Below are 26,928 nucleotides of genomic sequence, written 5' to 3'. Positions count from 1 at the left end.
TGCCCGGACCATCCGACCCGGCCCTGCCCAACCTGGATCCGCCGGTCTTCGGTCTCCGCGTCATTGAAGTCGTCAAGGAATGAATGACGACAGGCGCGGCGGGCATCCAATGAACCCGGGACTTTCCCGGGCCCGGCGGAGGCGCCGATCCCATCGAATCCAATGACGGCTGATGACAGGGTTTGCTGACAGCCGGGGTCGAATGCGACCACCACAACGGGGAGCGGAACGGTCGGCCCCGTCCGCGTCGACGCACTCCCGGCCGCCGGCCTGCGTTGAGCTGACCGGCCACCACACCCGCCAAGATCAAGAGCTTGCGGCTCTCGGGCTCACCTCGGCGCTGCCCCGACTCGGCTCCACCCTGCTCGGAGACCTGCCCCCGCGCCCCTGCCGGGTCTCCGCTCGGTCCCGTCACCGGAACGCCGCCGCCCCGTACCGGTGTCGGCCCCTCCGCCGCCCCGCCCGGCGCCGAGAAGCCCCGGACGGGCACCCGGCCGCCGTCGCGGGCCCCGGGCCTGCGATGATCTCCTGTGCCGCGGGCGGAGTCGCCCCGTAGGGTGTCCGCAGCAGGGCACCCCTTTCCGCCGCTCCAGGGTCGCAGCGGCGCCACTCCCTTCTCCCCGTATGAGGAGCCCCACCGCCATGACCGAGAACGCCGCCACCGCCTACCCAGTCGGACTGCGTCTCGCCGGACGCCGCGTCGTCGTGCTCGGCGCCGGCGAGGTGGCCCAGCGGCGGCTGCCGGGACTGCTCGCCGCCGGAGCGGACGTGCTGCTGGTCTCGCCGTCCGCCACCCCGTCGGTGGAGGCGATGGCCGAGGCCGGCGAACTGCGCTGGGAGCGGCGGCGCTACCTCGAGGGCGACCTCGCGGAGGCCTGGTACGTGGTGATCACCACCGACGACCCCGAGGCCAACGCCACGGCGTCCGCCGAGGCGGAGGCCCGCCGCATCTGGTGCGTCCGCAGCGACGACGCCGAGGCCGCCACGGCCTGGACCCCGGCCACCGGCCGCAGCGAGGGCGTGACCGTCGCGGTGCTCACCGGCCGCGACCCGCGCCGGTCGGCCGCGGTGCGCGACGCCGTGGTCGAGGGCCTGCGCGACGGCACGCTCGCCGCCCCGCACCACCGGGCGCACAGCTCCGGCGTCGCGCTCGTCGGCGGCGGCCCCGGCGACCCGGACCTGATCACCGTGCGCGGACGGCGGCTGCTCGCCGAGGCGGACGTGGTGATCGCCGACCGGCTGGGCCCGCGGGACCTGCTCGACGAACTCCCGCCGCACGTCGAGGTGATCGACGCGGCGAAGATCCCGTACGGCCGGTTCATGGCCCAGGAGGCCATCAACAACGCGCTCATCGAGCACGCCAAGGCCGGAAAGGCCGTCGTCCGGCTGAAGGGCGGGGACCCGTTCGTCTTCGGCCGCGGCATGGAGGAGGCCGAGGCACTGGCGGAGGCCGGGATTCCGTGCACCGTCGTGCCGGGCATCTCCAGCTCCATCAGCGTCCCCGCCGCCGCCGGGATCCCGGTCACGCACCGCGGTGTGGCCCATGAGTTCACCGTGGCCAGCGGACACGTCGCCCCGGACGACCCGCGCTCGCTCGTCGACTGGCAGGCCCTCGCCCGGCTGCGGGGCACCCTGGTGCTGCTGATGGCCGTCGAACGCATCGAGTCCATCGCCGCCGCGCTCGTCGAGCACGGCCGGCCCGCGGACACCCCGGTCGCCGTCATCCAGGAGGGCACCACGGCCGCCCAGCGGCGGGTGGACGGCACCCTGGCCGACGTCGCCGCGAAGGTGCGGGCCGAGGGCATCCGGCCGCCGGCCGTCGTGGTCGTGGGCGATGTCGTCGGCGTCGGCCCGGCCGGGCGCGCGTGACCCCCCACCGTTGGCACCGCGGTCGGGACAAGGCAGGATCACCCTGTGGCTGATCTCATCACGGTCGACGACCCGGGCGATCCCCGGCTGCGCGACTACACGGGCCTGACGGACGTCGAACTCCGGCGGAAGCGGGAGCCCGCGGAAGGCCTGTTCATCGCGGAGGGCGAGAAGGTGATCCGGCGCGCACGCCACGCCGGGTACGAGATGCGCTCCATGCTGCTGTCGGCCAAGTGGGTCGACGTGATGCGGGATGTGATCGACGAGGTCCCGGCGCCCGTCTACGCGGTCAGCCCCGAACTCGCCGAACAGGTCACGGGCTACCACGTGCACCGCGGCGCCCTGGCCTCCATGCAGCGCAAGCCGCTGCCCACCGCCGACGAACTGCTGGCCGGGGCCCGCCGGGTCGTCGTGCTGGAATCCGTCAACGACCACACCAACATCGGGGCCATATTCCGCAGCGCCGCCGCGCTGGGGATGGACGCGGTGCTCCTCTCCCCGGACTGCGCCGATCCGCTCTACCGGCGGTCGGTCAAGGTCTCGATGGGCGCCGTCTTCTCCGTCCCCTACGCCCGGCTGGAGAACTGGCCGCGCGGCCTGGAGTCGGTGCGCGAAGCCGGGTACTCCCTGCTCGCCCTGACCCCGGACCCGAAGGCCTCCGCCATCGACGAGACCGCTCCGCACCGGCTGGACCGGGTGGCCCTGATGCTGGGCGCCGAGGGCGACGGGCTGTCCACCCAGGCGCTGGTCGCCGCGGACGAATGGGTCCGGATCCCGATGGCCCACGGCGTCGACTCACTCAATGTGGGCGCCGCGGCCGCCGTCGCGTTCTACGCCGTCGCCACCGGCCGGCCGCGGGACTGAGACGGCCCGGAGGCGGCCCGGGTGCGCCCTGACGGCCGGACGCCCTGGTCGTCGTGGTGGCGGCACCTTCCCTGAGAGAACCGACCGAGCCTGCTGCCGACGGCACGCGTCGGCAGCATCGGGGTCCGTGGCGGCAGGCGCCGCGCAACCGCACCCGGATCAGCGCAGGGTGCTCTGCCCCGGCCGGTCGATCAGCCCCAGGCTCCGCGCCGGACCCTGGCACCCCTGTGCCGCCGCGATGCCCAGTGCCACCAGCAGGGTCACCGTGACGAACACGATGAGCCGCTGCCGCAGCAGCCGCCGGTCCGGTCCGGGACGGCGTCCCGGCCCCGTGGGGCGCGCAGGCCTCCGGCCGCTGGGGCGGGTTCCGTTGCGCGGCGGCGGCGTGCGCCGCCCGGAGTGCGGTCCCGAGTGCGGTCCGGACTGGGGACCGGTCCGCGGCGGCAAGGGGCGCGTGGAGCGGTCGCGGGAGCCCTGCCCCACCGCCGGTCGCCGCTCCGCGCGCTGCCGCGGGTAGTCGTCGGCGAGAGCCACCGGCGCTCGTTCCGGGTCCCGGCCGTGGGCCTCGCGCGTCGCGATCTCCTTGAGCCGCATCGACAGCTGCAGCGTGGTCGGCCGCTCCTCCGGGTTCTTCGCCAGGCACGCCTGGATCAGCGGCGCCAGCGCGTCGGGCACACCGTGCAGCTGCGGCTCCTCGTGCACCACCCGGTAGAGCATCACTTCCGAACTGCCCTGCCCGAACGGCGAATCCGCCGTCGCGCAGTAGGCGAGCGTCGCGCCCAGGGCGAAGACATCGGTCGCCGGGGTGACGGCCGCGCCCCGCACCTGCTCCGGGGCGAGGAAGCCGGGGGAGCCGACGGCGGTGCCCACATGGGTGAGCGTGCTGGCTCCGGTCGCCCAGGCGATACCGAAGTCGATGATGCGGGGGCCCTTGGGGGAGAGCAGGATGTTCGACGGCTTGAGGTCGCGGTGGACAACTCCCGCCTCGTGCACCGCCACCAGCCCCTCCGACAGCGCGGCGCCGATGGATGCGGTCCGGGCCGCGGAGAGCGGACCGTCCTCGCCGACCTTGTCGTGCAGCGAAGGGCCCGGTACGTACTGGGTGGCGAACCAGGGCCGGTCGGCGTCCAGGTCGGCCGCCACGAGCCGGGCGGTGCAGCCGCCGCGGATGCGCCGGGCCGCCGACACCTCACGGGCGAACCGCGACCGGAACTCCTGATCCTCCGCCAGGTCCGGCCGGATCACCTTCAGCGCCACCCGCTGACCGCGCCGGTCCGAGCCGAGGTAGACCACGCCCATCCCGCCGGCACCCAGCCGCCGGTGCAGCCTGAACGAGCCGACGACACGCGGGTCCTCGCGCCGGAGCCGCATCATCGCCATGTCCGTCCCCTACCTCCGGTGGGGATACCCCACGCCTACCTCCGGTGGGGATGCCCCCACCTCTGCCTCCGGTGGGGGTGCCCCACCTCTGCCTCCGGTGGGGGTGCCCCACCGCTACCTCCGGTGGGGAGAACCCGCCCCCTACCTCTGGTGGGGAGGCCCCACTCCGCTGCCCGTCCGTCTGACGTGGCACAGCTTACGGATTGACGGCCCGGTGTGCTCATAGGCCGCGCATGCGTCGTCAGACGGAGTGTCAGTACCGGACAGGAATCCGGAACGAGCGGTCGGGACAAGGCCCGGCCCGCCCCCGCCGGGGCCGCACGGAAGATCAACTTCCTTTTGTGACAGGCCAGTTGAGACGGTGAAGGACCCATGCCGGGCGGCCTCCCGGGGCCCGAGTCCTCCGCCGGAGCGACGGCGGACGGATCCACCGGCGCACCCGCGGCAGCCGGGGCGCGCCGCGGCCGGGGGAGGGGCGCGTGAGCGATGTCACCTCCCGTCCACCCGTCCAGGAGGTGCGTGGCCTCTGCCCCGTACCCGAACGGCCGCCCGGCCCCGGCAGGGGCGGGACGGCCGCACACGGTCGGGCCGCACCGCTGCTCGCCCGCCCCGACGGCCGCCCCGGTACGGTCGGGGAGAGGGGCCGGTGCCGCACGGGGGAGCGCCCCGGCGGAGAGCGCCCGAACGCCCGGTGCGGGACCCGCACGGACGCCGGACCCGGCCGGGATAACCCCTGCATGCGAGGGCGCATCTCCACCCTGCGGAGTATCCCGGCGGGTTGACCGTCATCCTCGGGGATGCCCGGCAATCAGTACGAGGGCATGACGACCCCGAGCCGATGCGGCCCTAATGTTGATCACAAGCGGCGGACGGATCACTCGTCCCCCGAGGTCAGACGTCCGCCGCCCCACAGACCACAGGAGGCGGGGGCAATGGCGGACATGGCAGGACGGACCATCGGCCGGTCGCGGGGACTCAAGGCAGTCGCCACCATCGGCGTCCGCAGGTCCGGCACGCGTCACCCCCTGGTCGCCGCGGCCATGGTGCTGCCCCTCGCGATGCTCCTGGCGGTCACCTTCGGCGGCTGGGAGGCCGTCGTCACTCAGGCGTCGTCCATGGCCGGAGCCCTGGGGCGCTGAACGGCGCTCCGTCTTCCCGGGAGAGCGGCCCGGTAAGGCATCCGGTCAACAGCCCCGTGGGGACGGGGGTGCGACGGACGGCACGAATGCCCGGACGGCTGGGGAGCCGTCCGGGCATCGCGCCGTCCGGGCCTGTGACCTGCCTGAACAGGTCACTGGTGTGGCTCGGGACAAGACACCGGAGTCGGGCCTGCCGCAGCGGGACGACAACGTAGGGGACCCGGGCCCATCGGCTGTCATGCGATCGGCTCGGCATCGGTTGCGCCAGGCTGATCATCTGCTCACCTCGGCCCAGACGACCTTGCCGAACGGACGGTCGTCCACGCCCCACTTCGCGAGGTGGTCCACGATGAACATCCCGCGCCCGCGCTGCCGCTCCTCGGACTCCCGCTTGAAGTGCGGTCGCCTGCGGACCGGGTCGTGCACCTCGATGCGGACCCGGCCTGCCGTCACGGTGACGACCAGGGCGAGGAAGTCGTCCGGCTCGGTGCCGTACCGGACGGCGTTGGTGACCAGCTCGGACACAACGAGTTGCACGTCGCGGACGAACTCGTCATCGATGCCGGGTAAGGCGTGCTCGACGACCTCGCGCGCGTAATCACGGGCGTGGCCGACGGATGCCGGTTCGCTGGCGTAGAGGACCTGCGGTGGCGGGTCCGTTGGAAGCGAGATCCGGTCGGTAGGTAGCCGGTCATGGGACGTGGCCATAGTGCGGGCGCTCCTGCCTCCTGCGCGTTCCTGCGCAGGCATGACGTGACATCAACAGACCATCTGCGTAGCGATGTTGATGCGCAGAGCGATCTGATGGCTCAGCCTGACGCTTGGGTGCTGAAATCTGCAAGACTTCATTTCGAGAATTCGTAATGAGTAACCCAAATGGTGGAATGCATTGCGAATGTAGGGGTCTGATGCTTTCATTTTGGGCGTTGGGAGTGCTTCACGGTGAGGTAGTGGAGGGGTGGCAGGTGGTCGAACACTCAACCGGTTCTACGGTGCCAAGGCGCCAACTGGGCCGGTATTTACGCGATCTACGAAGCAAGAGCCGTCTCACGGTGCGGGCCGCTGCCCGTGAACTCGAGTGGTCCGAGGCGAAGATGTGGCGCATCGAGACTGGTCAAACGTCCTTGCGAAGTCTGGACGTGAAGGCCATGTGCGCGGCGTACGGGGCGTCGACGGACCTCACCGAAGCGCTGATGGGGCTCGCCAAGGAGACGAAATCGAAGGGCTGGTGGCACGCCTATGGTGATGTGATCCCAGAGGGATTCGACCTGTACATCGGTTTGGAAGAAGCGGCGGCGGGCCTCGCCTCGTATGAGAGTGAACTTGTGCCTGGCCTGCTCCAAACCGAGGGGTACGCCCGGGCGATCATCCGCGCTCATGCGGGCGAGCAGGACACTGACGAAGAGATCGAGCGAATGGTCCGCCTGCGGATCGAGCGGCAGACGCTACTCACTCGCCGGACATCGCCACCGTTGTTGCGCTTGGTGCTCAATGAGGCAGTGCTTCTGCGCCCGGTGGGAGGGCGGTCGGTCATGGCGGAGCAGTTGGCTCACCTGGTCGAGGCCTCCACGCTGCCCAATGTCATGATCCGAGTCGTCCCCTTCGCTGCTGGTCTGCACCACGGGGTGGTGTCAGGGCCGTTCGTCGTCCTTCGGTTCCCTGTGAACGGTGATGGCACCGACACGGAGCCGCCGACTGTGTATGCGGACGGCTACACAGGGAGTCTGTATCTGGACAAACCCCATGAGGTGCAGGGCTACGAGGCTGCGTTCGACAACATGTGGAAAGCATCGCTCGACGAGCAGGCGTCACGGCGCCTCATCTCCGACACGGCAGGGAAACATGAACAGGTCTGATCGCACGCATGGTGAGTGGTTCAAGTCGAGCTACAGCAACCAGAACGCCAACTGCGTTGAGGTGCTGATCGAGGCTGAGGCCGTCAGGACGCGCGACACCAAGGATCGCAGTGGGCCGGCGCTGACGTTCTCCACGGGGGAGTGGCAGGCGTTCGTCGCGGGGGTTGCCGACGGTGAATTCGACGCCTGATGAGGGCGGAATGACGAGGCGCCCCACCGCCGGCAGGGACGGTGGCGGGGCGCTTTGCGTCCCCTGCGTGTGGTGAACGCCCACCGGGCGGCTGAGACCGACCAGGACCGCCGATACCCCGTCCAGCGCGCGTCCGGCCCGTACGATGCGCCCCGGGGCCGCTGGGGGATCTGCACCGTACATGCGGGTCCACCGGCCACAAGGAGTGGGGACACCATGGGCACGCCGCTGACCGACCGGCTGGCCGCGCTCGGGCGGGGGGCCTCGCCCGACGGCCGGGCGGTCGTGCTCGCCGACCGGCCCGACGGCACCGTCGTCCGTGTCGGCCCCGTGGTGTCCAAAGCCCATGCCCCGGACAGCGACCGGGGTGACCTGGCCGCCCGGATCGCTGTCGCCCGCGACCCGCTGCTCGCCGGGATCCTCCTCGCGCCCCTCGGTGACGGCCGGCTGCTGGACGCCGACGGCCGCCCGGCCAGCCTCTGGCCGCTCGGGGCGCCCGTGGCGCCGGACGACCCGGACGCCGCGCCCTGGGAGGAGGCCGCGGCCCTCCTCGCCCGGCTGCACTCCGTACCGGTGGCCGAACTGCCTGGCCCGATACCGCCGATGCGCGGCCCGGCGAAGGTGGCCAGGGCCCTGCGCCGGCTGCGCGCGGCCGGCGCCCCCGGAACGGCCGCCGCCACCGTGCTGCGGGCCGCGTCCGGACTGCCGCCGTGGGCTCACGGCGAGGCTGCACCGCCCCGGCCCCCGACAGCCCCGCTCCGAGCCGGTGCCGCACCGCACCCTCCCCAAGAGCACCCGATCCGTGCAGAAGCCGCACCGCCCCGGGCCACCCCGCCCCGAACGGGGCCGGCCCCGCTCCGAGCCGAGGCCGCCCCGCCCCGGGGAGCCTCACCTCGGACCGGGTTCCTCTGCCACGGTGATCTGCACCTCGGGCAGCTCGTCAGGCACCCCGCAACGGACGGCCCGTGGCTGCTGATCGACGTGGACGACCTCGGGCTCGGCGACCCCGCCTGGGACCTGGCCCGCCCCGCGGCCTGGTACGCCACCGGACTGCTCGCCCCCGACGTCTGGCAGCGGTTCCTCACCGCCTACCGCGCCGGTGGTGGCCCCGCGGTGTGCCCCGAGGGCGACCCCTGGCCGGAACTCGACGTGCCCGCCCGCGCGCTGACGGTCCAGTCCGCCGCGCTGGCGCTGGTCAGGGCAGCCGGGGAGCGCCGTGCCCCGGACGAGGTGGAACAGGCCCTGGTCGACGCCTGCGCCCGGATCCTCGCGCTCCCCGGTGGAGAGTGCGACCGCACGCCGTAGGGTGAAGTCGCCGTCGCCGGGCAGACTTCCGGCGACGTCCGATGGACTGGCAAGGAGCTGAACGACGATGCAGTGTCCCAAGTGCCGTGCGCCGATGCACACGTACAACCGCAACGGTGTCCAGATCGAGCAGTGCAGCGGCTGCCGGGGGATATTCCTCGACTACGGCGAGCTGGAGTCGCTGACCCGGCTGGAGTCGCAGTGGGCGCAGCAGGCCCCGCCCCCGCCGGCGCCGCCGCAGGCGTACCCGGCCCCGGCCGCTCCGGCCTGGGGCGCTCCGCACCACGGGCATCACGGCCACCACGGTCACCATGGTCATCACGGTCACAAGAGCTTCGGCCGGATGCTCTTCTCCTCCTGAGCGCTATGTCCCGGTAGGCCCTGGACGCGCCTGGGATGTCCAGGTCGAGCCCCGGACGTCAATTACGCCCGGAACATCCGCACCACAGGAGTCTGTCCAGCACGGGAGCCTGCGCACCACAGGAACCCACGCGCCCCCGGCCCTGCGTACGGCCGCACCTCACGAGACGCGGGTGGGCGACACGCAACGCGGCCGGGGCAACGGCAAACAGCCGAGGGCCGGAGCTCGAAGCTCCGGCCCTCGGCCTCTGTGCGTGATGCGTGGACGATACTGGGATTGAACCAGTGACCTCTTCCGTGTCAGGGAAGCGCTCTCCCGCTGAGCTAATCGTCCTCGGTGGTGCAGGTGATGCGTGCGCGATACTGGGATTGAACCAGTGACCTCTTCCGTGTCAGGGAAGCGCTCTCCCGCTGAGCTAATCGCGCGGGTGGGTGCGGCATCGAAAGATACCGCGGGTGATGCAGGCGGCCCTTACGGGCCCAGTGGACGATACTGGGATTGAACCAGTGACCTCTTCCGTGTCAGGGAAGCGCTCTCCCGCTGAGCTAATCGTCCGAGGTGGAGACGGGATTTGAACCCGTGTAGACGGCTTTGCAGGCCGTTGCCTCGCCTCTCGGCCACTCCACCAGCGTGGGAGTCCGAGGACCCCCATCGAGCGGACGACGAGATTCGAACTCGCGACCCTCACCTTGGCAAGGTGATGCTCTACCAACTGAGCCACGTCCGCAGGTGCCTCCCCCGGAACGTGTCCGGGAGGTGCTGTCCCCGGTGCGCTTCCGCGTCCCGGCGACGTGTTGAACTCTAGCGGATTCCTGGGCCAGCTCAAATTCCGTTTCCCCAGCGTGCTGCGCTGCTCTCCGCCCGGACCGCGCGACTGACCGCGCCCGGGGCACGCCGGGGGCGCCCGCCATAGACTCGCAGCCGTGTACGACCTCGCCCCTCTGGCTCGCTTCGGCTCTCTCGTCGCCACTGATCTGCGCGACGTCACCAGCGACCCCGCAGCTCTGGACTCGGCCGGTTTCTGGGCGGTGACCGCGGACTTCGAGGGCCGCCTGATCTGCGCCCGGTTCGCGGACGTACGGCGTGAACCCGTGCCCGAGGTGGTGCCCGGGGCCTGGAGCGGTCCGGCGCCCGGCGACTGGACGTCCTCCCTGGACCGCACCGCGTACCGGGCCGGGGTCCACCGGATACGGGAGTGCATAGCGGCCGGCGAGGTCTACCAGGCGAACCTCTGCCGGGTGCTGTCCGCGCCGCTGCCCGACCCGGCCGGGGCCGATGTCGACGCGCTGACCGCGCTGCTGGCCCGCGGCAATCCGGCGCCCTACGCGGGCACGGTCCGACTGCCCGCGCACGGCGTGGAGCTCGCCACCGCCTCGCCCGAGCTCTTCCTGCGCCGCTCCGGCCGGACCGTGGAGTCCGGGCCCATCAAGGGCACCGCGCGGAGCGCCGACGAACTGCTGGAGAAGGACCGCGCCGAGAACGTGATGATCGTGGACCTGGTCCGCAACGACCTGGGCCGCGTCTGCGCCACCGGCACGGTGACCGTCCCGGCACTCTGCGCCGTCGAGGAGCACCCCGGCCTGGTGCACTTGGTCTCCACCGTCCGGGGCGAGCTGGCCGAGGGCGCGGGCTGGCCGGAGCTGCTGGCGGCCGCCTTCCCGCCAGGCTCGGTCACCGGCGCCCCCAAGAGCAGCGCGCTGCGGATCATCGAGGCACTGGAGAACGCGCCCCGCGGTCCGTACTGCGGTGGCATCGGCTGGGTGGACGCCGACCGCGGCACCGCCGAGCTGGCCGTGGGGATCCGGACCTTCTGGGTGGACCGCGAGGCCCCCGGCGGCCCGCTGCTGCGGTTCGGTGCCGGAGCCGGGATCACCTGGGGCTCCGACCCTGAGAGAGAGTGGGAGGAGACCGAGCTGAAGGCCGCCCGGCTGCTCGCGGTAGCGTCGGGGGCTTACCGTGAAACCGGAGGAATCGTACGGTGAAGATCTGGCTCGACGGAAAGCTGCAGGACGCCGGTTCGGCGCGGGTCTCCGTCTTCGACCACGGCCTGACCGTCGGGGACGGCGTCTTCGAGACGATCAAGGCGGTCGAGGGCCGCCCCTTCGCGCTCACCCGCCACCTCGACCGGCTGGCCCGCTCCGCGCGCGGCCTCGGGCTGCCCGACCCCGACCGGGACGAGGTGCGCCGGGCCTGCGAGGCGGTGCTGGCGGCCAACCCGATGGCGCTCGGCCGGCTGCGGATCACCTACACCGGCGGGCTGTCGCCGCTCGGCTCGGACCGGGGGACCGGCGGGCCGACGCTGGTCGTCGCGCTGGGGGAGACGACCCGTCGGCCGGACACCACCGCGGTCGTGACCGTGCCCTGGACCCGCAACGAACGCGGCGCGCTGGCCGGCCTGAAGACCACCTCCTACGGAGAGAACGTGGTGGCCCTGGCCCGCGCCCGCGAGCACGGCGCCTCCGAGGCGCTGCTGCCCAACACGGCGGGCCGGCTCTGCGAGGGCACCGGCGCCAATGTCTTCGTCGTGCTCGACGGCGAGCTGTACACCCCGCCGCTGTCCGCCGGCCCGCTGGCGGGTATCACCCGGGCACTCGTCGTGGACTGGGCCGGTGCCACCGAGAGGGATCTGCCGCAGGACGTGCTGGAACGGGCCGACGAGGTCTTCCTGACGTCCTCGCTCCGCGATGTCCAGGCCGTGCACCGGGTGGACGACCGCGAACTGCCCGGCGCGCCGGGGCCGGTGACGGCCAAGGCCATGCGGATCTTCGACGAGCGGTCGGCCGCGGACTTCGACCCGCGCTGACGGGCCCGCCCGCCGCCGGTCCCGGTCCGTCCCGCCTGCGGCTTCGGGGAAATCGGATGACGACGCGGCGCCGAGCCGGTACAACCCACGCATGACCACCACTCTGCGGCCCACGGGGCCGGAACAGCACGGTCCGGACGGCCTGCGGGCCCGCGGCTACGAGGTGTGCGTCAACGGGCGTCCCGTCGGCACGGTCCGCCTCTCCACCGACGAGCGCTTCGGTCCGTCCGTCGGCCGGATCCGGGAGCTGCGGATCGACGAGGCGGACCGGCGGCGCGGCCGGGCCACCGTCGCCGCCCTCGCCGCCGAGGAGGTGCTGCGCGGCTGGGGCTGCCGCCGGGCCGAGGTGAGCGTCCCCGCTGGTGCTGGTGCTGGTGCTGGTGCTGGTGCTGGTGCCGGGGCCGCCGTCGCGCTGGCCGCCGCCCTGGGCTACACCGAGCGCAACCGCGGCATGGCGAAGCAGCTCCCGGAACGGCCGCCGTCGCTCCCCGCGGGGAGCGCGGCCCGCCCGATGTCCGCCGCGGAGTACCCGGCCTGGCGGGAGGCCGGGAAGCGCGGCTACGCGGAGGAGTGGATCGCGCGGGGCGTGCCCGCGGAGCAGGCGTGGGCCAAGTCCGAGGCCGACGAGGCCGCTCTGCTCCCGGACGGCCTGGACACCGCCGGTGCTGTCGTCCGCGTCCTGTCCCACCGCGGCACCGAAGTGGGCACCCTCTGGCTCTCGCTCGGTGAGCGCCTGCCCGACGGCACGGATGCCTTCGTCTTCGACGTCGAGGTGGCCGCTGAGCACCGCGGGCAGGGGCACGGGCGTTCCCTGATGCTGCTGGCCGAGCGGGAGTGCCGGGCCGCCGGAGCCGCCCGGCTGGGGCTCAACGTCTTCGTGGACAACACCCCCGCGCTCCGGCTCTACGAGTCCCTCGGCTACGCGCCGACCGGCCACCACCTGGCCAAGACGCTGCTCTGAACCCGGCCGTCGGCGCCACGCGGCGGCCCGGCCTGTCCTGTCGGCCCGGCCTGTCCTGTCGGCCCGGCCGGGCCGGTCAGCCCTGCCGGGCCGGTCAGCCCTGCCGGGCCGGTCAGCCCTGCCGGGCCAGCAGCCGGTCGGCGATCTCCGCGATCCGCTCCCGCAGGCCGTCCTGGCTCTTCCCGCCGTCCAGCCGCTCGCCGTCGATCACATACGTCGGAGTGCCGGTGACACCGATCGCCTTCCCCTCCGCCTGGTCGGCGTCCACGATCAGCAGGTGGCGGCCGTCGATCAGGGCGGTGTCCATCTCCTCGGCGTCCAGGCCGAGTTCGCCGGCGATCTCGACGAGCAGCGGCTCGCCCCGGCGCGCCAGCTCCTCGGTGCGCTCCAGGACGGCCTCGATGTACGCCCAGCCGCTGCCCTGCTCGGCGGCCTCCTCGGCCGCCTGTGCGGCGGCGTAGGCGTGCTTGTGCCGTTCCAGCGGGAAGTGCCGCAGCCGCACCTCCAGGGCGTCGCCGTAGCGGGCGCGGAGGGCCCGGAGGTCCTCCAGGGCGGTGCGGCAGTCGGGGCACTGCAGCTCGCACCAGATGTCGAGGGTCGCGCGGGCGGGGGTGGTGAGGCTCATGACGCCAGTCTCCCAGCCACGGCGGACGCCCCGGACCCGGGTCACCGGGCCCCGCCCGTCAGCCGCGCCCTCGGCAAGCCGCGCCTCGGCAAGCCGCGCCCTCGGGGGAGCCGCGCCCTCGGGGAGCCGCGGACCGGGGGAGGGCCGGGAGGAGGCCCGCGCCGTGCGTCCGGCGAAGGGCGGGACGGGCCCGGAACCGGCCCGGCGCACGCACCGGCGCCGGGAACCGCCCCGGGACCGGGCACCCCGCGGCCCGCCGCCTGACCTGAGGGGCAGCCGTCCCCCGGAAGCCGGACGGCACCCCTGAGATCTCCCGGAGACCGGCCCCGGGGCATGGCACGGGCCTCGGCAGGCGGTGCACGATGGAGTCGGGGTGCCGTTCCACGGGGAGGAGTGGACATGATCGTCACGTCCGGCGGGAGCACACGATGCTGACCACGACCGTCTGTGTGGCGCTGTCCGCGGCGGGTCTCGCCGTCGCGATCCTCACCGCGTACCGCCGCCGGTTCCTCCGCGCGACACGGATCGCCGCCTTCGCGCTGATCCCGGTGGGCCTGGCCATGGCCGGGCTGGCGGATCTGCTGGCCGACATCGGCACCGCCATCGGCGACTGGGCCGCGGGCCTGGTCTTCGAGCCCCAGGTGTGGGCGGGCTTCGCGGTCCTGGCCCTGTCGGCCGTGCTCTTCGTGACCGTCCGCCTCGTCGGCCGGCGCCGCAAGGGCTCCGCGGAGCCCGACGCCGTCGCGCGCCCCCGGTCCGCCGGAGCGGTCGAACCCGCCCCGTCACCGGGCTCCGGGCGCCCCGCGACACGCCCCGGCGGCAAGGCCGCGCCGAAGAAGGGGGACGACTTCGCCGATATCGAAGCCATCCTCAAAAAGCACGGCATTTGACGAACTCCCCACCCATACGAGCGTGTTGGCGCTCATGGGGTCGGGCGGCTGCGCCATCATCTGCGCGAGATGAACGACGACCTCGCCTCCGCGGGCACCGACCCGCTGGCCCCGCCCGCCGGGAGCCCCGCCGCCGAGACACGCGGCTGCCTCTTCGCCCTCTCCCAGCCGCCCCTGATGCTGTTCCTGACAGTGATCGGCACGCTGCTGCTGTTCGGGGCGCTCTACGACCTCAACTGACCGGGTCAGTCCCCGGCCTCCCGGCGCCGCGCCCGGTAGGCGGCGACATGCAGCCGGTTGCCGCAGGTGCGGCTGTCGCAGTAGCGGCGGGACCGGTTCCGCGACAGGTCCACGAACGCGCGCCGGCAGTCCGGCGCCTCGCAGCGCCGCAGCCGTTCCCGCTCGCCGTCGACCACCAGGAAGGCCAGCGCCATGCCGCCGTCCGCCGCGAGGTGGTCGGCCAGGGAGGCCCCGGGGGCGAAGTAGTGCACATGCCAGTCGTAGCCGTCGTGGTCGGTGAGCCGGGGCGTGGTGCCCGCGGCGGCGACCATCGCGTTCAGCAGCTTCACCGTGCCGTGGGTGTCGGTGGCCGCGAAGACCTCGGCGAAGCGGTCGCGGACCTCGCGCACGGCCGCCAGATCCTCTTCCCCGAGGGCGCCCGCGTCGCTGATGTCGTGCTCGTCGACGAACCGGCGCAGCGCGGCGGTGTCGGCCAGAGTGTCGGGCCCGCCGTCCTCCGGCGCGGTGTTCACCAGGTCGACGACGGCGTCCAGGGCACACCGGGTGTCGTGGTTGATCAGCACGGTCGCTCCCTGGCCGGTGGTCGGGCGGCTGCGTCGGCGGCCCCGTACATCGGCCGACCCTATCGCCCCGCAGCGCACCGGCGCCTTCGCCGCGGTGTGCCGCGCGACGAAGGCGCCGGTGTCTGCGCCCTGCGGTGTTCCGGGCCCGTGCCGTCGCCCCGAGTCGGACGGCTACGAGCGGTGAGCGTGTCGGGTGGTGGTTCCCTGCGTCACCTTTCGGACGGAGGCCGGCTCAGCTTTCGGCCAGGATGTGGGAGAGCTCGGTGTCGAGATCGAAGTGACGGTGCTCGGTGCCCGGTGGCACCGCTGCGTCCGTCCGCTTGAGGAACGATTCCAGGGCCCGCGCCGGGGCCTCGAGCAAGGCTTCGCCCTCCGGGGAGCTCAGGGCGATGCACACCACGCCCTGGCCGTGACTGCGGGACGGCCACACCCGGACATCGCCGGTACCGGTGGGCCGGTGCAGGCCCTCGGCGAGGAGGTCGCGGGCGAACACCCACTCGACGGTCTCCTCGGCTCCGGTGTGGAAGGTGGCGTGCACGGCGTAGGGATCGGCCGTGTCATACCGCAGGCCCGCCGGAACGGGCAGGGAGGATTCGCTCGACACAACGAGGCGCAGGTGCAGCTCGCAGCTGACCGTGGTGTTCATAAGCGCCAAGGCCTTTCGCTCAGTGTGCGCTCGGGGATTCGCACGTCGGCGAAATCGACATGCCACCTACGGTGTCGTTGTAAACCCCTCTGACCGTTTTGAGACCGTTCAGGTACCCCGTACGGCGGAGTCGCGTGTCATCCTCAGCGCCCATTCCGGTGACGCTTTCCGGTCGGGTAGGTTGGGCCGCATGAATGCGGAGAGTGACGAGCGACGGAAGGTCGCCGGCCCGGCGGACGCCGGCGCTGCGGGGGACGGTACGCAGGGGGACGTCGAGAAGGTGGACGGCGCGCACGAGGAGCCGGCACTCGGCTCCCGGGCGCCGCAGTTCATCAAAGCCTCCAAGCCGCTGCATCTGAGCTGGCAGGTGGGTGTTTTCCTGGTCGGCCTGGCGGTCGTGGCAGGCGGCGTGATCATGCTGCCGCTGCCCGGTCCGGGCTGGCTGGTGATCTTCGGTGGCATGGCGATCTGGGCCACCGAGTTCGTCTGGGCACAGCTCGTGCTGCGCTGGACGAAACGGAAAGTGACCGAGGCGGCGCACAAGGCGCTCGATCCGCGGGTGCGCCGACGCAATATGGCACTCACCGCCATAGGTCTGGCGATCATCGCGGTCGGCGTGGCGATCTACGTCTCGAAATTCGGTTTCGAGATGCCGTGGAAGGTCGGTCAGTGAGCGTCGGCTGACCTCGGGGTGGTCAGGAGCATCCGTTGACATGCGGTAATGTTTCCTCTGCGCCCGGGCGATTAGCTCAGCGGGAGAGCGCTTCGTTCACACCGAAGAGGTCACTGGTTCGAACCCAGTATCGCCCACCACCGGCCGAGGGTCCGAAGGCTTCAAGCCTTCGGGCCCTCGGTCTTTTCGCTGCCGGGCCCTCCGGGCAGGCCGTCCGGCCCACCCGGAGGCGCGGACCGGTCAGCGCATCCGCCCCAGGCTGTCCCGCACGCGCCGGGCGTCCCGCAGCCGCTGCTCGTACGTCGCGCCGACGGCGAGCAGCAGCAGGCCCGCGACCGCGGGCGGCAGCCAGCGGGGGAGCGCGTCGACCACCTGGACGATGTACGGGGCCAGCTCGTGCAGTGCGACCAGGCCCAGGACCGTCCCGCCGAGCAGCAGCGGCGCCCGGAGCCGCCACCGCGCGCCGGCGAGGGTGACGCCCAGCGCGGCCAGTCCCAGCAGCAGCGGGCGCAGCCAGTGCGGGTCGCTCCAGGCGGCGGCGAGGCTCGGCAGCAGCGTCGCCGCCAGCCCGGGGCCGTACGCCGCCCAGGAGGACACCGACGGGTCCCGGCGGCGCCGGAGAAGCCCCAGGGCGAGCGCGGGGACGGTCACCGGGAGCGCGTACGCCTCCGGGGTCGCGACGCCGTACGCCGCCAGCCGCACCCAGGTCGCGCACACCAGCAGCGCGGCGGTCGCGTGGGCGGCGGCGCGGCGGTCCGGCCGCAGTGCGGTCCCGGCGGTCAGCAGGCCGGCCAGCGCGAGGACCGCGGCGAGGGCCGGCGCGTCACCCGCCGCGAGACCGACGGCCAGGAGCGCGGTGGCGTAGGCCGCGCACTCCACGGGCAGCCCCGCCGGGAGGGCGCGCAGCCGCGCTGCGACGGCCGCGGCGACGGCCGCCACCCCCAGCACGGCGAACGCCGTCCGAGGGGCCGGCAGCCCCGCCGCGGCGCCCAGGGCGACGGAGAGCCCCGCCGCGCACACCACCGCGGCGGTCGCCGTCACCGGCTGCCGCGGACGCCCGGGCGGCGCCGCGGCGGCCGTGAGGGCGACCAGCAGCGAGCCGAGCACGCCGAGCGTCACCGACTCGTCCGCCAGCCCCCAGCCCACGGCGACGAGGCCGGTGACGACCGCGCAGACCAGTGCGGCCGGCGCGGAGGGAACGCGGCCGAGCGTCGCCGAGGCGATCAGCAGCACCGCGGCCTGGGCCACGAGCAGCGCCACCGCGACCGGATACGGCAGGTCGAGGGCGACCGGCAGCACCGTCCCCGCCGCAGCGAGCAGTGCCACCGCAGCGCCGGACAGCGCCGCCCGCCGGGGCTCCGCCGCCACCGCGCGGCGCACTCCGAGGGCCACGGCCGCGACCGCCGCGAGCACGGTCGGGACGGCGAGTGTGACCTGCCACGGGGATCCGCCGCCGACCGCGGCCCGGGCCCCCTCCGGCGCGCCCGCCCACACCCGGTCGAGCCTGCCCAGCGGTCCGAGGGCGACCGCGGCCACCACGGGCAGCGTCCAGAGCACCGCCGCCGTGTGCACCGCGGCGGCGGTACCGGTGAGCCCCGCCGCCACCGCGCGCTGCCGCGGCAGCGCGCGGGCCGCCGACGCCAGCAGGGCCGCTGCGAGCACAGGACCCAGGACCGCCCACTGCCCCGGCAGTGCGAACCGCAGCACCCCGCCGGTGGCCACCACCGCGCACAGGCCGCTCGCCGCCGCCGGGCACACCGCTGCCCGGGATCCGGCACCGGGGGACGGGCGCCGCCAGGCCGCGCCCAGCCCCAGGGCCGCGCCCACCAGCAGGAGCCCGGCGGCCCGCACCGCGGTACCGGCGGTGGGGGCGGTGACCGACAGGGCGCCGGCCAGGAGCGCCCCCACGCCGCCCGTCACCGCACCGGACACGGCCGCGACCGGCCGCGCCCCGGGGGCGTGGAAGCGCCGCGCGAGCACCAGGTCGAGGGCCGCCGTAGCCAGCAGGGCGGCACCGAGGCCGAACGGGCCGGCGTCCGCCACCGCCCACAGCGGCAGCGGCAGCTGGGCCAGCGCGACCGCGACCGCGGACGGCAGCCGGAGCCCGGCGGCGGGCCCGGCAGCGGGCCCGCCGAGCCACCGGCCGTAGGCCGCCCAGCCCGCCGCCAGCACCCCGGTCACCACGGCCGTGTAGCCGGTCCCGTCGGTTCCGGGCAGCGCCACCCGGTGGAGCGCGTACGCGTCCAGGGCCAGGAGCACCAGCGCCAGGCAGGCCACCGACTCGGCGGTCGAGGCCAGGGACCGGCGCAGCAGCAGCGCCGGCGCGCCCAGCGCCGTCAGCGTCAGGGCGCCCAGGACGGCGGACCGGCCGCCGATGCCCAAGTGCCCCCAGCTGACGACCGTGAAGGCGGTCACCGCGATGGCGAGCAGCACACCGCCCAGCCCCAGCAGCAGGTTCTGCACCGTCGGCGGCTGCGTCTCGCCGCGCGTACGGGCCGGGCCCGCGGCGGCCGGAACGCCCCAGGCCGGAACCGGACCCATCCGGTGCAGCCGCGCCAGCAGTTGGCCGCGGAGCGCGAGCAGCCGGGAGCGTTCCCCCTCCACCCGGGCCAGGGCGAGGTCGAGTCGGCGCAGTTCGTTCTCCAGGCCCGCCCGTTCGGACTCCGCCGGGCTGACGGGCGCGAGCGGGTTCCCCTGCGGGTCCGGGGCGGCAGCGGGTGACGGATTGTCCATGGCAGGCGAGTCTGGTGCCGCGGTCCCGGCCGGGACATGGGTATCCGTACTCACCCCGGCTGAGTACCGCGCCGCACCGGCGACGGATCCGGTGGAGGGAGGGCGTCCGTTCCGCCCTCCGCGCGCGCCGGGGCGCCGGGAGGTCGAGGACCGCCCCGGCCTGCGCCGCTGTCCGCGGATGCCGTTTGAACGAACTCTCCCGAGCACTGTATTGTTCAGGCCGTGCCGAGAGCGCAGCTCACGGCACAAGGGGGCGATTAGCTCAGTGGGAGAGCGCTTCGTTCACACCGAAGAGGTCACTGGTTCGAACCCAGTATCGCCCACCCCCAGCAGGCCGGGACGCCAACAGGCGGCCCGGCCTTCGCCGTTGATGCGCGGGTGCGTCTGCCGTGGATCCCGGGCTCGGGGCTCCCGGTCTGGGGCTCTCGGAGTTCGGAAATGTCCGGTTCATTCGATTCGGCGGAAGATGCGCCGAAGGCCCGTCGAACCGTTGGCCGCTCATGCTCCGCACGCCGGGCGGGTGGCCGAACGCTCGGGTGGGGGCCGCCCGGTCCGGCGTCCGGGCGTGGCGGCTCAGGCCGCGGCGGGCATCGCGGGGCGCAGCGGCCACGCCGGGTCGACCGCTTCGGGTGTGCCGTTGTGTGCGAACCACTCCTGCAGCCCCCGTGCCTGAGCCGCATGCCAGACGGCCTGCCGGGCGTGCATCTCGGCCGCGCTCAGCCGTTCCAGCCGTGCGGCGAAACGGCGCCCCACCGTCCGTACGACCTCCAGTGCGGCCACGGCGTCGGCCGCCGCGTCATGGGCGCCGGTCAGGGTCACGCCGTAGTGCTCGCACAGGTCGGTGAGCGTCCGGCGGCCCTTGCGGTAGCGGTCCAGGTGCTTGTCGAGCACCCGCGGGTCCAGGACGCACAGCGAGGCGCCCCCCAGATAGCCGGCCAGCGACGAGGCGCGGTGCCGCTTCAACTCCCGGTCCAGCAGGGTCAGATCGAACGGGGCGTTCATCACCACCAGCGGCGTCCCGGCCGCGCACTGGGTCGCCAGGGCGCGCGCCACCTCCTCCATCACCGGCGCGGGCCACCGGCCGTGCCGCTGGAGATGGTCGTCGGTCAGCCCGTGCACCGCCGTGGCCCCCTCGGGTACCGGCACACCCGGATTGACGAGCCAACGGGTCACCAGCGGCATCGAGCCGGGCGCGCTCTGCAGCACCAGTGCCGCGGAGACGATCCGGTCGTGCTCGACGTCGACCCCGGTGGTCTCGGTGTCGAACGCGGCGAGTGGTCCGTCGAACCAGCACGGCATGTCACAACTCCTCTCGCGAACCCGGCCGATGAGCACCGGCAGATGAACAACGGCCCCCACCCGACCGGGTGATACCCGGGCCGTTTGTTCCGTACGCCGGGCGGAGACAACACATATGACGGATCGTTCGGAAATATCGGTCCACTGCTCGGTCCACTGCTCGGCCCGCTGCTCGGCCCGCTGCTCGGGCCCACTGCTCGGACAGGGGACCGGCAAGGCCCGGAAGGCTCTTCGGACATGGCGCTCGCCCAGCCCGAACCCGGGGGCATATCCCGTGCCGCTCACGGGTCGGGGCCGCTGCCGGAGCGGATCGCACCGCTGCGCGGTTCACTCGCCACGACCGCCTGCATGGAGACCCTGCAGGTGGGATACCTCCACGCGGTCGCGGCGGCGGCCGGGTGCTCGCTCGCCCAGCCGTTCCCGGACAACGGGATCGACTGGCACGTCAGCCACGGCGCCCCCGGCCATGCCGTCGACGACGAAGTGACGATCAAGGTGCAGCTCAAGTGCACCTATCAGACGGCCCCGCGCCCGGCCGGGCCCGCCTTCTCCTTCACCCTGGACAACGACCACCTGGTGAAGCTGGCCCGCACCCCGGTGGCGGTGCACAAGATCCTCGTCGTGATGCTGGCGCCGCGACGGCCCGAGGAGTGGCTGCGCGCCTCCCACGACTGCCTCGAACTGCGGCACTGCTGCTACTGGATCAACCTCGCCGGCCACCCCGTGACGGGCCGGCGCAGGACCACTGTCCGGATCCCGACCGCACGGATCTTCGACGACCGTGCGCTCTGCGAGATCATGACCCGCGTCGGGGTGGGAGGGAGACCTTGATGCACCGGCCGGCCGACGAGCCCGTACGACCGCAGCAAGGGGACGCCGGGGGACCGCCGCCCGGCGGCGCCTCCCTCGACCCCGAACAGCTGGACCCCGCCGTCCTCGCCGCACTGCTGGCCCGGCACGGCTGGCGGCGGCGGGGCGGCGCGGCCGGCCGCTACAGCCGCTGGACGCCGCCCGGGCCCGGTACCGGCACCAGCCTGCTGGTGCCGGAGCACCGCGCCTTCCCCGACAGCGCCGACCTGCTGGCCGAAGCCCTCACCGCCCTGTCCCGCAGCCCCGCCCCCTCCGCCCGCGACGTCCTCGTCGGACTCTCCGTGCCCAGCGACGAGATCCGCTGGTGGCGCCAGGGGCCGGAGGGCGGCGGCGGTGCCGCGCCGTGGCCCGCCCACGAGCGGCTGCGGGCCGGGGCCCGGGCGATGCTCCTCGCCGGTGCGCTCGCCGCCCGCGGCCGGGCCGGCTACCACGGGGCGCGCCACCGGGCGCAGGCCGAAGCGGCCCTGGAACCGGTGCTCGTCGGGGCCGGCCCGGGTGACGGGCGCCGGCTCACGGCGTTCGTACCGGCCGGCGGCGGCCGGGCCACCGTCACCACCCTGCTGCGCGCCCTGCAGGCCGCCCGTGACGCGGCCGACTACCAGCGCGCGACGGGCGGAATGGAGGCCTTCGACGCGGCCGTCGGGATGGGCATGTGCCACGAGCTGGCCGAGTCGATCGTGGCTCTCGTCCGGGGCTCCGAGGGGCTGCGGGTGACGCTGGACTGGTCGCCCGCGGCCGGTGTGCCGGAGGGCTTCGCCCGCCGGCCCGAGCCGGTGGAGTTCTCCCCCGGGGACCTGCCGGCGCTCCGCGAGGCCGGAGCGCGGTACGCCCGGGACGAGCCCTCCGTCCCGGTGCGCGTCACCGGCGCGGTGGTACGGATGCGCCGCTCGGCCCCCTCGGGGCCCGGCACGGTAAGGCTGCGGGTGCTCGCCGGGGCCGATGTCGCCCAGGTCCGGGTGGTGCTCGACGAGGACGCGTACCGGATCGCCGGGCAGGCCCACCTGATCGGTCTGCCGGTCCGGGTCAGCGGACGGCTGGAGAGTCGCAGCGGCTTCCGCCGGCTCACCGGGGCCTCGGGGGTGGTGCCCGTCCCGGCGGACGAGGCCGAGCGGGACCGGCTGATGAAGTCCCTGCAGGAGAACCTCGGCTTCTTCGAGGAGGCCTGCGGAGGCGACGACTGACGCCTGAGGCCCGGGCGGGGAGCCGGCCGACAGGGGTCCGCTCCCGAGGGCGCCGCCGCCGTGCGGCGAAGCCGCGGCCGGGGAGTCAACCCCGTTCCCCGGCCGTGCCCGGGCGGCCGTCAGTACGCCGGCCCCGGAGCCGGGGACTGGGCCCCGAGAGCCGGATCCCAGCCCGAGCCCGAGCCGGAGCCCGGGGCCGCCGCCGCAGCCGGAGCCGTACGGTGCCGGGCGTGGCGGCTGGGGCGGACCGTGTGGGTGCGCAGCGGCACGGCCCCGCCGCGGCAGCGCCGCCCACGGCGAGGCCGTGCCACTCGGCCGTGCCGCTCAGAAGATCTGCGACTTCCGGTGCCGGTAGAGGTCCCGCAGCAGCGCGATCTCCGCGCCGTGATGGATGGCCTCGCGGTTGATGTGCAGCACCAGTGTGGCCATCGGCACCTCGGCGTACGGCCCCTCGGCCGGGCCGCAGGGCCGGGCCAGCTCCTCCTCGCCGAGGCGGCGAGCCCCCGCCGTCCACGCCGCGTACGCCGTGTCGAGCTGCGCGAGGGCCTCCTCGGCCGTCGCCGCATACGTGAAGCTCCGGTAGTCCACGGGCGGACCGCCGAAGTGCGAGGCGACCCGCGCCCCGAACACCCCGACGATCAGATGGGCCAGCCGCCAGGCGACCGTCGTCACCCGCGGTGGATCGGGCTCGGGGACGGCGTATTCGATCGTGAGGTCGCCCGCGCCGGCGGTGATCGGCGCCGTGCTCTCGCCCCGGGGCCGCACGCTCCAGCAACCGGGGACCGGCTCCCAGAAGTACTCGTCGTCGGAGAGCCCGTCCAGGCGCGGGCGCAGCTGGTTCCGCCAGTGCAGGTCGAGCTGCTCGACCAGTTGCTCGTTCCAGTCGATTGCCATGCCGCCACGCTACGGCCTGCGACGGCGCCTCCCCGGCGCACCGGGCCGGTGCCCGGCCCGGTGGTGCGCCACCCTTTAGCGGTCGGCCCGTCCGGCTCGGTACGATTCAGGGCGCGCAGCGTCCGCTGTCGCCCCCCATGAGTCAGGAGAGACCGGTGTCAGACGTCCGTGTGATCATCCAACGCGATTCCGAGCGGGAAGAGCGCGTGGTGACCACGGGCACCACGGCGGCGGAACTCCTGGGCGGCGACCGCAGCATCGTCGCGGCGCGGGTGGGCGGCCGGCTCAAGGACCTGGCGTACGAGGTCGCCGAGGGCGACGAGGTCGAGCCGGTGCTGATCGGCTCCCCGGACGGCCTGAACATCCTGCGGCACTCCACCGCGCACGTCATGGCGCAGGCCGTGCAGGAGCTCTTCCCCGAGGCCAAGCTGGGCATCGGCCCGCCCATCAAGGACGGCTTCTACTACGACTTCGACGTCGAGCAGCCGTTCCAGCCGGACGACCTCAAGCGCGTCGAGAAGAAGATGCAGGAGATCGTCAAGCGCGGGCAGCGCTTCGCGCGGCGTGCCGTCTCCGACGACGCCGCCCGCGAGGAGCTGGCCGAGGAGCCGTACAAGCTGGAGCTGATCGGCCTCAAGGGCTCCGCGGCCGAGGCCGCCGAGGGCGCTTCCGCCGAGGTCGGCGCCGGTGAGCTCACCATGTACGACAACCTCGACCCGAAGACCGGCGACCTGTGCTGGAAGGACCTCTGCCGCGGTCCGCACCTGCCGACCACCCGGTTCGTCCCGGCGTTCAAGCTGATGCGCTCCGCCGCCGCCTACTGGCGCGGCAGCGAGAAGAACAAGCAGCTCCAGCGGATCTACGGCACCGCCTGGCCGTCCAAGGACGAGCTGAAGGCGCACCTGGACTTCCTCGCCGAGGCCGAGAAGCGCGACCACCGCAAGCTCGGCTCCGAGCTGGACCTCTTCTCCATCCCCGAGGACATCGGCTCCGGCCTCGCGGTCTTCCACCCCAAGGGCGGCATCATCCGCCGGGTCATGGAGGACTACTCCCGCAAGCGGCACGAGGAGGCGGACTACGAGTTCGTCTACACCCCGCACGCCACCAAGGGGAAGCTGTTCGAGAAGTCGGGCCACCTGGACTGGTACGCCGACGGCATGTACCCGCCCATGCAGCTCGACGAGGGCGTGGACTACTACCTCAAGCCCATGAACTGCCCCATGCACAACCTGATCTTCGACGCGCGGGGCCGCTCGTACCGTGAACTGCCGCTGCGGCTCTTCGAGTTCGGCACGGTCTACCGCTACGAGAAGTCGGGCGTCGTGCACGGCCTGACCCGGGCCCGCGGCTTCACCCAGGACGACGCGCACATCTACTGCACCCGTGAGCAGATGGCGGACGAGCTGGACTCGCTGCTCACCTTCGTGCTGAACCTGCTGCGCGACTACGGCCTGGAGGACTTCTACCTGGAGCTCTCCACCAAGGACCCGGAGAAGTTCATCGGCTCGGACGAGAACTGGGAGCAGGCCACCCAGGCGCTCCGCGAGGCCGCCGAGAAGCAGGGCCTGGACCTGGTCATGGACCCGGGCGGCGCCGCCTTCTACGGCCCGAAGATCTCCGTCCAGGCGAAGGACGCCATCGGCCGCACCTGGCAGATGTCCACCATCCAGGTCGACTTCAACCTGCCCGACCGGTTCGACCTCGAGTACACCGCCGCCGACGGCTCCCGGCAGCGTCCGGTGATGATCCACCGCGCGCTGTTCGGCTCCATCGAGCGGTTCTTCGCGGTGCTGCTGGAGCACTACGCGGGTGCCTTCCCGGCCTGGCTCGCCCCGGTCCAGGTCGTCGGCATCCCGATCGGCGACGACCACGTCCCGTACCTGAAGGAGGTCGCCGCCAAGCTCCGGGCCAAGGGCATCCGCATCGAGGTGGACGGCTCCTCCGACCGGATGCAGAAGAAGATCCGCAACGCCCAGAAGTCGAAGGTCCCGTTCATGCTGATCGCGGGCGACGACGACGTCTCCAAGGGCGCGGTCTCCTTCCGCTACCGCAACGGCGAGCAGAAGAACGGCGTGCCGGTCGACGAGGCCGTCGCCGAGATCCTGCGGGCCGTCGAGGACCGCGTCCAGGTCTGATCAGCCGCGCCCGCCCCCGGAGTCCGGACCCGTTCCGCCGCTCTCCGGGGGCGGGCTGCTCTCCGGGAGCCGGCGCGCCTCCTCCACCCGCTCCCGGTAGCTCTGCACGAGCCAGGAGGAGAACACCCCGACCACCGCGCCGATCAGCCCGACGCCGACGGCCATCAGGACGGCCGCCACGACCCTGCCGAGCGGCGTCACGGGCACCGCGTCGCCGTAACCGGTGGTGGAGAGCGTCACACAGGCCCACCACACCGCGTCACCGAAGGTCGTGATCGTGGCCCCGGGGGCGTGGCGCTCCACCCGGTAGACGGCCAGGCTGGCGGAGTAGCCCAGCAGCAGCGCGGTCAGCAGGGTCAGCGACATGACCTGGCCCTCCAGGCTCATGCGCGATTCCCGGTGGCGGGTCTGCGCCGCCGCGTAGGCGTACACCATCCGCAGCGGGCGCAGCAGCGGCAGCAGCAGCACCAGCAGATCCAGCCAGCGGCGCCGGACGAAGTCCCGGCGGGGCCGGCTGCTGAGCGCCAGCCGGCCGAAGTAGTCGATGCCGAAGACCACCCACGTCCCGACGGTCACCGAGAGCCAGAAGTCGTGCCAGCCCGGTGACAGGCCGGGGACCAGTACATGCACCGAGTACGCCGTGAGGTACAGCAGGGATGCCAGGAGCAGCGGGAACTCTGCGTGCCGCTCCCACCGCTGCACCCGGCTGTTGTCGTCCATCGGTTCAGCATCCCGGCCGGGGCCGCGGCATCCGCCCCGGCGACACGCCGCGAACGGGCGAAGTCATATGCTGCACACCATGACGAGTGAGCCGGAACAGCAGATCGGAGTGGGGACGCAGGACGCGTTCCAGCGCCTCTGGACGCCCCACCGGATGGCTTACATCCAGGGGGAGAACAAGCCGACGGGGCCGGGCGCCGGGGACGGCTGCCCGTTCTGCACCATCCCGGAGAAGTCCGACGAGGACGGCCTCGTCCTCGCCCGGGGCGAGCACGTCTACGCGGTGCTGAACCTGTACCCGTACAACGGCGGACACCTCATGGTCGTCCCGTTCCGGCACGTCGCCGACTACACCGACCTCGACGCCGCGGAGACCGCCGAACTCGGCGAGTTCACCAAGGCGGCCATGCGGGCGCTGCGCACCGCGTCCGGGGCCCACGGCTTCAACATCGGGATGAACCAGGGCACCGTCGCCGGCGCCGGGATCGCCGCGCATCTGCACCAGCACGTGGTGCCGCGCTGGGGCGGGGACACCAACTTCATGCCGGTCGTCGGCCACACCAAGGTGCTGCCGCAGCTCCTCGCCGACACCCGCCGGATGCTGGCGGAGGCCTGGCCGGCCACCTGAACGGGCGACGGGCCGACCCGCGGACGGGTCCGAATCCGCAGCACGAGGGCCCGTGGGGATCGCTCCCCACGGGCCCTCGTGCTCTTCGTGCCGCTGCCGGGCG

At 73.4% G+C, this 26,928-nt stretch carries 26 protein-coding genes and 7 tRNA genes; 19 read left to right on the top strand and 14 right to left on the bottom strand.

The genetic code is table 11. From position 1 onward, the window contains the following. Positions 1–642 precede the first annotated feature (642 nt). Both cobA and AC3EQ1_RS02335 read left to right on the top strand, forming a co-directional pair. Positions 643–1,869, top strand: coding sequence for a uroporphyrinogen-III C-methyltransferase (gene cobA, locus AC3EQ1_RS02340; RefSeq protein ID WP_432092525.1), 1,227 nt, complete (start codon positions 643–645; stop codon positions 1,867–1,869). Between the two features lie 45 nt (positions 1,870–1,914). Next, positions 1,915–2,733 (top strand): TrmH family RNA methyltransferase, encoded by an 819-nt coding sequence (locus AC3EQ1_RS02335; RefSeq protein WP_388848355.1) that lies wholly within the window; start codon positions 1,915–1,917, stop codon positions 2,731–2,733. 159 nt (positions 2,734–2,892) lie between these two features. On the opposite strand, the gene AC3EQ1_RS02330 is transcribed toward AC3EQ1_RS02335, so the two are convergent. Next, complete coding sequence (locus tag AC3EQ1_RS02330) at positions 2,893–4,113, bottom strand: serine/threonine-protein kinase (protein WP_432092524.1); 1,221 nt, start codon at positions 4,111–4,113, stop codon at positions 2,893–2,895. 932 nt (positions 4,114–5,045) lie between these two features. Between AC3EQ1_RS02330 and AC3EQ1_RS02325 the strand changes: the two genes are divergently transcribed. Further along, positions 5,046–5,252: a hypothetical protein gene (locus AC3EQ1_RS02325; RefSeq protein ID WP_432092523.1), complete on the top strand. Its 207-nt coding sequence runs from the start codon at positions 5,046–5,048 to the stop codon at positions 5,250–5,252. A 273-nt stretch (positions 5,253–5,525) separates the two neighbouring features. Here AC3EQ1_RS02325 and AC3EQ1_RS02320 read toward each other — a convergent pair whose 3' ends face one another. After that, positions 5,526–5,960 (bottom strand): ATP-binding protein, encoded by a 435-nt coding sequence (locus AC3EQ1_RS02320; RefSeq protein ID WP_432092522.1) that lies wholly within the window; start codon positions 5,958–5,960, stop codon positions 5,526–5,528. A 257-nt stretch (positions 5,961–6,217) separates the two neighbouring features. Between AC3EQ1_RS02320 and AC3EQ1_RS02315 the strand changes: the two genes are divergently transcribed. From AC3EQ1_RS02315 to AC3EQ1_RS02300, 4 genes are all read left to right on the top strand, one after another. Continuing rightward, positions 6,218–7,108: a helix-turn-helix domain-containing protein gene (locus AC3EQ1_RS02315; protein ID WP_432092521.1), complete on the top strand. Its 891-nt coding sequence runs from the start codon at positions 6,218–6,220 to the stop codon at positions 7,106–7,108. Next, positions 7,095–7,298, top strand: a complete 204-nt coding sequence (locus tag AC3EQ1_RS02310; RefSeq protein ID WP_432092520.1) for a DUF397 domain-containing protein — start codon at positions 7,095–7,097, stop codon at positions 7,296–7,298. Before AC3EQ1_RS02315 ends, AC3EQ1_RS02310 begins: the two co-directional genes overlap by 14 nt. A 216-nt stretch (positions 7,299–7,514) precedes the next feature. Beyond that, on the top strand, positions 7,515–8,603 hold the full coding sequence (locus AC3EQ1_RS02305; RefSeq protein ID WP_432092519.1) for a phosphotransferase: 1,089 nt from the start codon (positions 7,515–7,517) through the stop codon (positions 8,601–8,603). Positions 8,604–8,670: 67 nt separating this feature from the next. Then, on the top strand, positions 8,671–8,964 hold the full coding sequence (locus tag AC3EQ1_RS02300) for a TFIIB-type zinc ribbon-containing protein (RefSeq protein ID WP_351509277.1): 294 nt from the start codon (positions 8,671–8,673) through the stop codon (positions 8,962–8,964). A 261-nt stretch (positions 8,965–9,225) separates the two neighbouring features. Here the strand turns inward: AC3EQ1_RS02300 and AC3EQ1_RS02295 are convergent. The 5 genes from AC3EQ1_RS02295 to AC3EQ1_RS02275 all read right to left on the bottom strand — a co-directional run bounded on the left by AC3EQ1_RS02295 (position 9,226) and on the right by AC3EQ1_RS02275 (position 9,691). Further along, a tRNA-Val gene (locus tag AC3EQ1_RS02295) sits at positions 9,226–9,297 on the bottom strand. A 20-nt stretch (positions 9,298–9,317) separates the two neighbouring features. Continuing rightward, positions 9,318–9,389 (bottom strand) — tRNA-Val (locus tag AC3EQ1_RS02290). Between the two features lie 58 nt (positions 9,390–9,447). Beyond that, positions 9,448–9,519: transfer RNA gene (locus tag AC3EQ1_RS02285), tRNA-Val, on the bottom strand. A gap of 1 nt (position 9,520) precedes the next feature. After that, a tRNA-Cys gene (locus tag AC3EQ1_RS02280) sits at positions 9,521–9,591 on the bottom strand. 27 nt (positions 9,592–9,618) lie between these two features. Further along, positions 9,619–9,691, bottom strand: a tRNA-Gly gene (locus AC3EQ1_RS02275). Between the two features lie 196 nt (positions 9,692–9,887). On the opposite strand from AC3EQ1_RS02275, the gene AC3EQ1_RS02270 reads away from it, so the two are divergent. The 3 genes from AC3EQ1_RS02270 (at position 9,888) to AC3EQ1_RS02260 (ending at position 12,728) form a co-directional block, all read left to right on the top strand. Beyond that, on the top strand, positions 9,888–10,946 hold the full coding sequence (locus AC3EQ1_RS02270; protein WP_432092518.1) for a chorismate-binding protein: 1,059 nt from the start codon (positions 9,888–9,890) through the stop codon (positions 10,944–10,946). Then, positions 10,943–11,767, top strand: coding sequence for an aminotransferase class IV (locus AC3EQ1_RS02265; protein WP_432092517.1), 825 nt, complete (start codon positions 10,943–10,945; stop codon positions 11,765–11,767). The genes AC3EQ1_RS02270 and AC3EQ1_RS02265 overlap by 4 nt, the downstream gene beginning before the upstream one ends. A 91-nt stretch (positions 11,768–11,858) precedes the next feature. After that, positions 11,859–12,728: a GNAT family N-acetyltransferase gene (locus AC3EQ1_RS02260; protein WP_432092516.1), complete on the top strand. Its 870-nt coding sequence runs from the start codon at positions 11,859–11,861 to the stop codon at positions 12,726–12,728. 112 nt (positions 12,729–12,840) lie between these two features. Here the strand turns inward: AC3EQ1_RS02260 and AC3EQ1_RS02255 are convergent, their stop codons facing one another. Then, a complete protein-coding gene (locus AC3EQ1_RS02255) occupies positions 12,841–13,353 on the bottom strand; it encodes a DsbA family protein (RefSeq protein ID WP_432092515.1) in 513 nt (170 codons plus the stop codon). Between the two features lie 428 nt (positions 13,354–13,781). Between AC3EQ1_RS02255 and AC3EQ1_RS02250 the strand changes: the two genes are divergently transcribed. Beyond that, complete coding sequence (locus AC3EQ1_RS02250) at positions 13,782–14,243, top strand: hypothetical protein (RefSeq protein ID WP_432092514.1); 462 nt, start codon at positions 13,782–13,784, stop codon at positions 14,241–14,243. A gap of 69 nt (positions 14,244–14,312) precedes the next feature. Next, entirely contained in the window at positions 14,313–14,483 is a 171-nt protein-coding gene (locus AC3EQ1_RS02245; protein ID WP_351509266.1) for a hypothetical protein, read from the top strand. A gap of 5 nt (positions 14,484–14,488) precedes the next feature. Here AC3EQ1_RS02245 and AC3EQ1_RS02240 read toward each other — a convergent pair whose 3' ends face one another. Then, complete coding sequence (locus tag AC3EQ1_RS02240) at positions 14,489–15,046, bottom strand: CGNR zinc finger domain-containing protein (RefSeq protein ID WP_432092513.1); 558 nt, start codon at positions 15,044–15,046, stop codon at positions 14,489–14,491. Positions 15,047–15,278: 232 nt separating this feature from the next. Further along, positions 15,279–15,692, bottom strand: coding sequence for an SsgA family sporulation/cell division regulator (locus tag AC3EQ1_RS02235; protein WP_003959770.1), 414 nt, complete (start codon positions 15,690–15,692; stop codon positions 15,279–15,281). Positions 15,693–15,882: 190 nt separating this feature from the next. On the opposite strand from AC3EQ1_RS02235, the gene AC3EQ1_RS02230 reads away from it, so the two are divergent. After that, positions 15,883–16,365: a TIGR02611 family protein gene (locus AC3EQ1_RS02230; RefSeq protein WP_432092512.1), complete on the top strand. Its 483-nt coding sequence runs from the start codon at positions 15,883–15,885 to the stop codon at positions 16,363–16,365. A 65-nt stretch (positions 16,366–16,430) separates the two neighbouring features. Then, positions 16,431–16,505, top strand: a tRNA-Val gene (locus AC3EQ1_RS02225). 100 nt (positions 16,506–16,605) lie between these two features. Here the strand turns inward: AC3EQ1_RS02225 and AC3EQ1_RS02220 are convergent. Then, entirely contained in the window at positions 16,606–19,098 is a 2,493-nt protein-coding gene (locus AC3EQ1_RS02220) for an SCO7613 C-terminal domain-containing membrane protein (protein ID WP_432092511.1), read from the bottom strand. Between the two features lie 251 nt (positions 19,099–19,349). Between AC3EQ1_RS02220 and AC3EQ1_RS02215 the strand changes: the two genes are divergently transcribed. Further along, positions 19,350–19,421, top strand: a tRNA-Val gene (locus AC3EQ1_RS02215). A gap of 250 nt (positions 19,422–19,671) precedes the next feature. Here the strand turns inward: AC3EQ1_RS02215 and AC3EQ1_RS02210 are convergent. Next, positions 19,672–20,397 carry a 3'-5' exonuclease gene (locus tag AC3EQ1_RS02210; RefSeq protein WP_432092510.1) on the bottom strand — a complete coding sequence of 242 codons (726 nt, stop codon included), beginning with the start codon at positions 20,395–20,397 and terminating at the stop codon, positions 19,672–19,674. Positions 20,398–20,634: 237 nt separating this feature from the next. On the opposite strand from AC3EQ1_RS02210, the gene AC3EQ1_RS02205 reads away from it, so the two are divergent. Both AC3EQ1_RS02205 and AC3EQ1_RS02200 read left to right on the top strand, forming a co-directional pair. Then, the gene (locus AC3EQ1_RS02205; protein ID WP_432092509.1) at positions 20,635–21,228 is read left to right on the top strand and encodes a DUF4365 domain-containing protein; all 594 of its coding nucleotides are present in this window, start codon (positions 20,635–20,637) and stop codon (positions 21,226–21,228) included. After that, on the top strand, positions 21,228–22,448 hold the full coding sequence (locus AC3EQ1_RS02200) for a hypothetical protein (RefSeq protein WP_432092508.1): 1,221 nt from the start codon (positions 21,228–21,230) through the stop codon (positions 22,446–22,448). Before AC3EQ1_RS02205 ends, AC3EQ1_RS02200 begins: the two co-directional genes overlap by 1 nt. 324 nt (positions 22,449–22,772) lie before the next feature. Here the strand turns inward: AC3EQ1_RS02200 and AC3EQ1_RS02195 are convergent, their stop codons facing one another. After that, complete coding sequence (locus AC3EQ1_RS02195) at positions 22,773–23,342, bottom strand: DinB family protein (RefSeq protein ID WP_432092507.1); 570 nt, start codon at positions 23,340–23,342, stop codon at positions 22,773–22,775. A gap of 155 nt (positions 23,343–23,497) precedes the next feature. Between AC3EQ1_RS02195 and thrS the strand changes: the two genes are divergently transcribed. Further along, positions 23,498–25,477 (top strand): threonine--tRNA ligase, encoded by a 1,980-nt coding sequence (thrS, locus tag AC3EQ1_RS02190; protein WP_432092506.1) that lies wholly within the window; start codon positions 23,498–23,500, stop codon positions 25,475–25,477. On the opposite strand, the gene AC3EQ1_RS02185 is transcribed toward thrS, so the two are convergent. Beyond that, entirely contained in the window at positions 25,478–26,197 is a 720-nt protein-coding gene (locus tag AC3EQ1_RS02185) for a potassium channel family protein (protein WP_432092505.1), read from the bottom strand. A 67-nt stretch (positions 26,198–26,264) separates the two neighbouring features. Here AC3EQ1_RS02185 and AC3EQ1_RS02180 point away from each other — a divergent pair, with 67 nt between their 5' ends. Continuing rightward, positions 26,265–26,825, top strand: coding sequence for an HIT family protein (locus tag AC3EQ1_RS02180; protein WP_432092504.1), 561 nt, complete (start codon positions 26,265–26,267; stop codon positions 26,823–26,825). Positions 26,826–26,928: the final 103 nt, after the last annotated feature.

The sequence above is a fragment of the Streptomyces sp. bgisy100 genome, from assembly GCF_057709105.1.
Note: the sequence above shows the minus strand (reverse complement) of the source record. Positions and strands in the feature narration are given on the sequence as shown.

Coding starts and splice junctions, on each gene's coding strand:
- cobA (WP_432092525.1), top strand. CDS start 643: ATGACCGAGAACGCCGCCACCGCCTACCCAGTCGGACTGCGTCTCGCC.
- AC3EQ1_RS02330 (WP_432092524.1), bottom strand. CDS start 4,113: ATGGCGATGATGCGGCTCCGGCGCGAGGACCCGCGTGTCGTCGGCTCG.
- AC3EQ1_RS02325 (WP_432092523.1), top strand. CDS start 5,046: ATGGCGGACATGGCAGGACGGACCATCGGCCGGTCGCGGGGACTCAAG.
- AC3EQ1_RS02320 (WP_432092522.1), bottom strand. CDS start 5,960: ATGGCCACGTCCCATGACCGGCTACCTACCGACCGGATCTCGCTTCCA.
- AC3EQ1_RS02310 (WP_432092520.1), top strand. CDS start 7,095: ATGAACAGGTCTGATCGCACGCATGGTGAGTGGTTCAAGTCGAGCTAC.
- AC3EQ1_RS02305 (WP_432092519.1), top strand. CDS start 7,515: ATGGGCACGCCGCTGACCGACCGGCTGGCCGCGCTCGGGCGGGGGGCC.
- AC3EQ1_RS02300 (WP_351509277.1), top strand. CDS start 8,671: ATGCAGTGTCCCAAGTGCCGTGCGCCGATGCACACGTACAACCGCAAC.
- AC3EQ1_RS02260 (WP_432092516.1), top strand. CDS start 11,859: ATGACCACCACTCTGCGGCCCACGGGGCCGGAACAGCACGGTCCGGAC.
- AC3EQ1_RS02255 (WP_432092515.1), bottom strand. CDS start 13,353: ATGAGCCTCACCACCCCCGCCCGCGCGACCCTCGACATCTGGTGCGAG.
- AC3EQ1_RS02250 (WP_432092514.1), top strand. CDS start 13,782: ATGCTGACCACGACCGTCTGTGTGGCGCTGTCCGCGGCGGGTCTCGCC.
- AC3EQ1_RS02245 (WP_351509266.1), top strand. CDS start 14,313: ATGAACGACGACCTCGCCTCCGCGGGCACCGACCCGCTGGCCCCGCCC.
- AC3EQ1_RS02235 (WP_003959770.1), bottom strand. CDS start 15,692: ATGAACACCACGGTCAGCTGCGAGCTGCACCTGCGCCTCGTTGTGTCG.
- AC3EQ1_RS02230 (WP_432092512.1), top strand. CDS start 15,883: ATGAATGCGGAGAGTGACGAGCGACGGAAGGTCGCCGGCCCGGCGGAC.
- AC3EQ1_RS02220 (WP_432092511.1), bottom strand. CDS start 19,098: ATGGACAATCCGTCACCCGCTGCCGCCCCGGACCCGCAGGGGAACCCG.
- AC3EQ1_RS02210 (WP_432092510.1), bottom strand. CDS start 20,397: ATGCCGTGCTGGTTCGACGGACCACTCGCCGCGTTCGACACCGAGACC.
- AC3EQ1_RS02205 (WP_432092509.1), top strand. CDS start 20,635: ATGGCGCTCGCCCAGCCCGAACCCGGGGGCATATCCCGTGCCGCTCAC.
- AC3EQ1_RS02200 (WP_432092508.1), top strand. CDS start 21,228: ATGCACCGGCCGGCCGACGAGCCCGTACGACCGCAGCAAGGGGACGCC.
- AC3EQ1_RS02195 (WP_432092507.1), bottom strand. CDS start 23,342: ATGGCAATCGACTGGAACGAGCAACTGGTCGAGCAGCTCGACCTGCAC.
- AC3EQ1_RS02185 (WP_432092505.1), bottom strand. CDS start 26,197: ATGGACGACAACAGCCGGGTGCAGCGGTGGGAGCGGCACGCAGAGTTC.
- AC3EQ1_RS02180 (WP_432092504.1), top strand. CDS start 26,265: ATGCTGCACACCATGACGAGTGAGCCGGAACAGCAGATCGGAGTGGGG.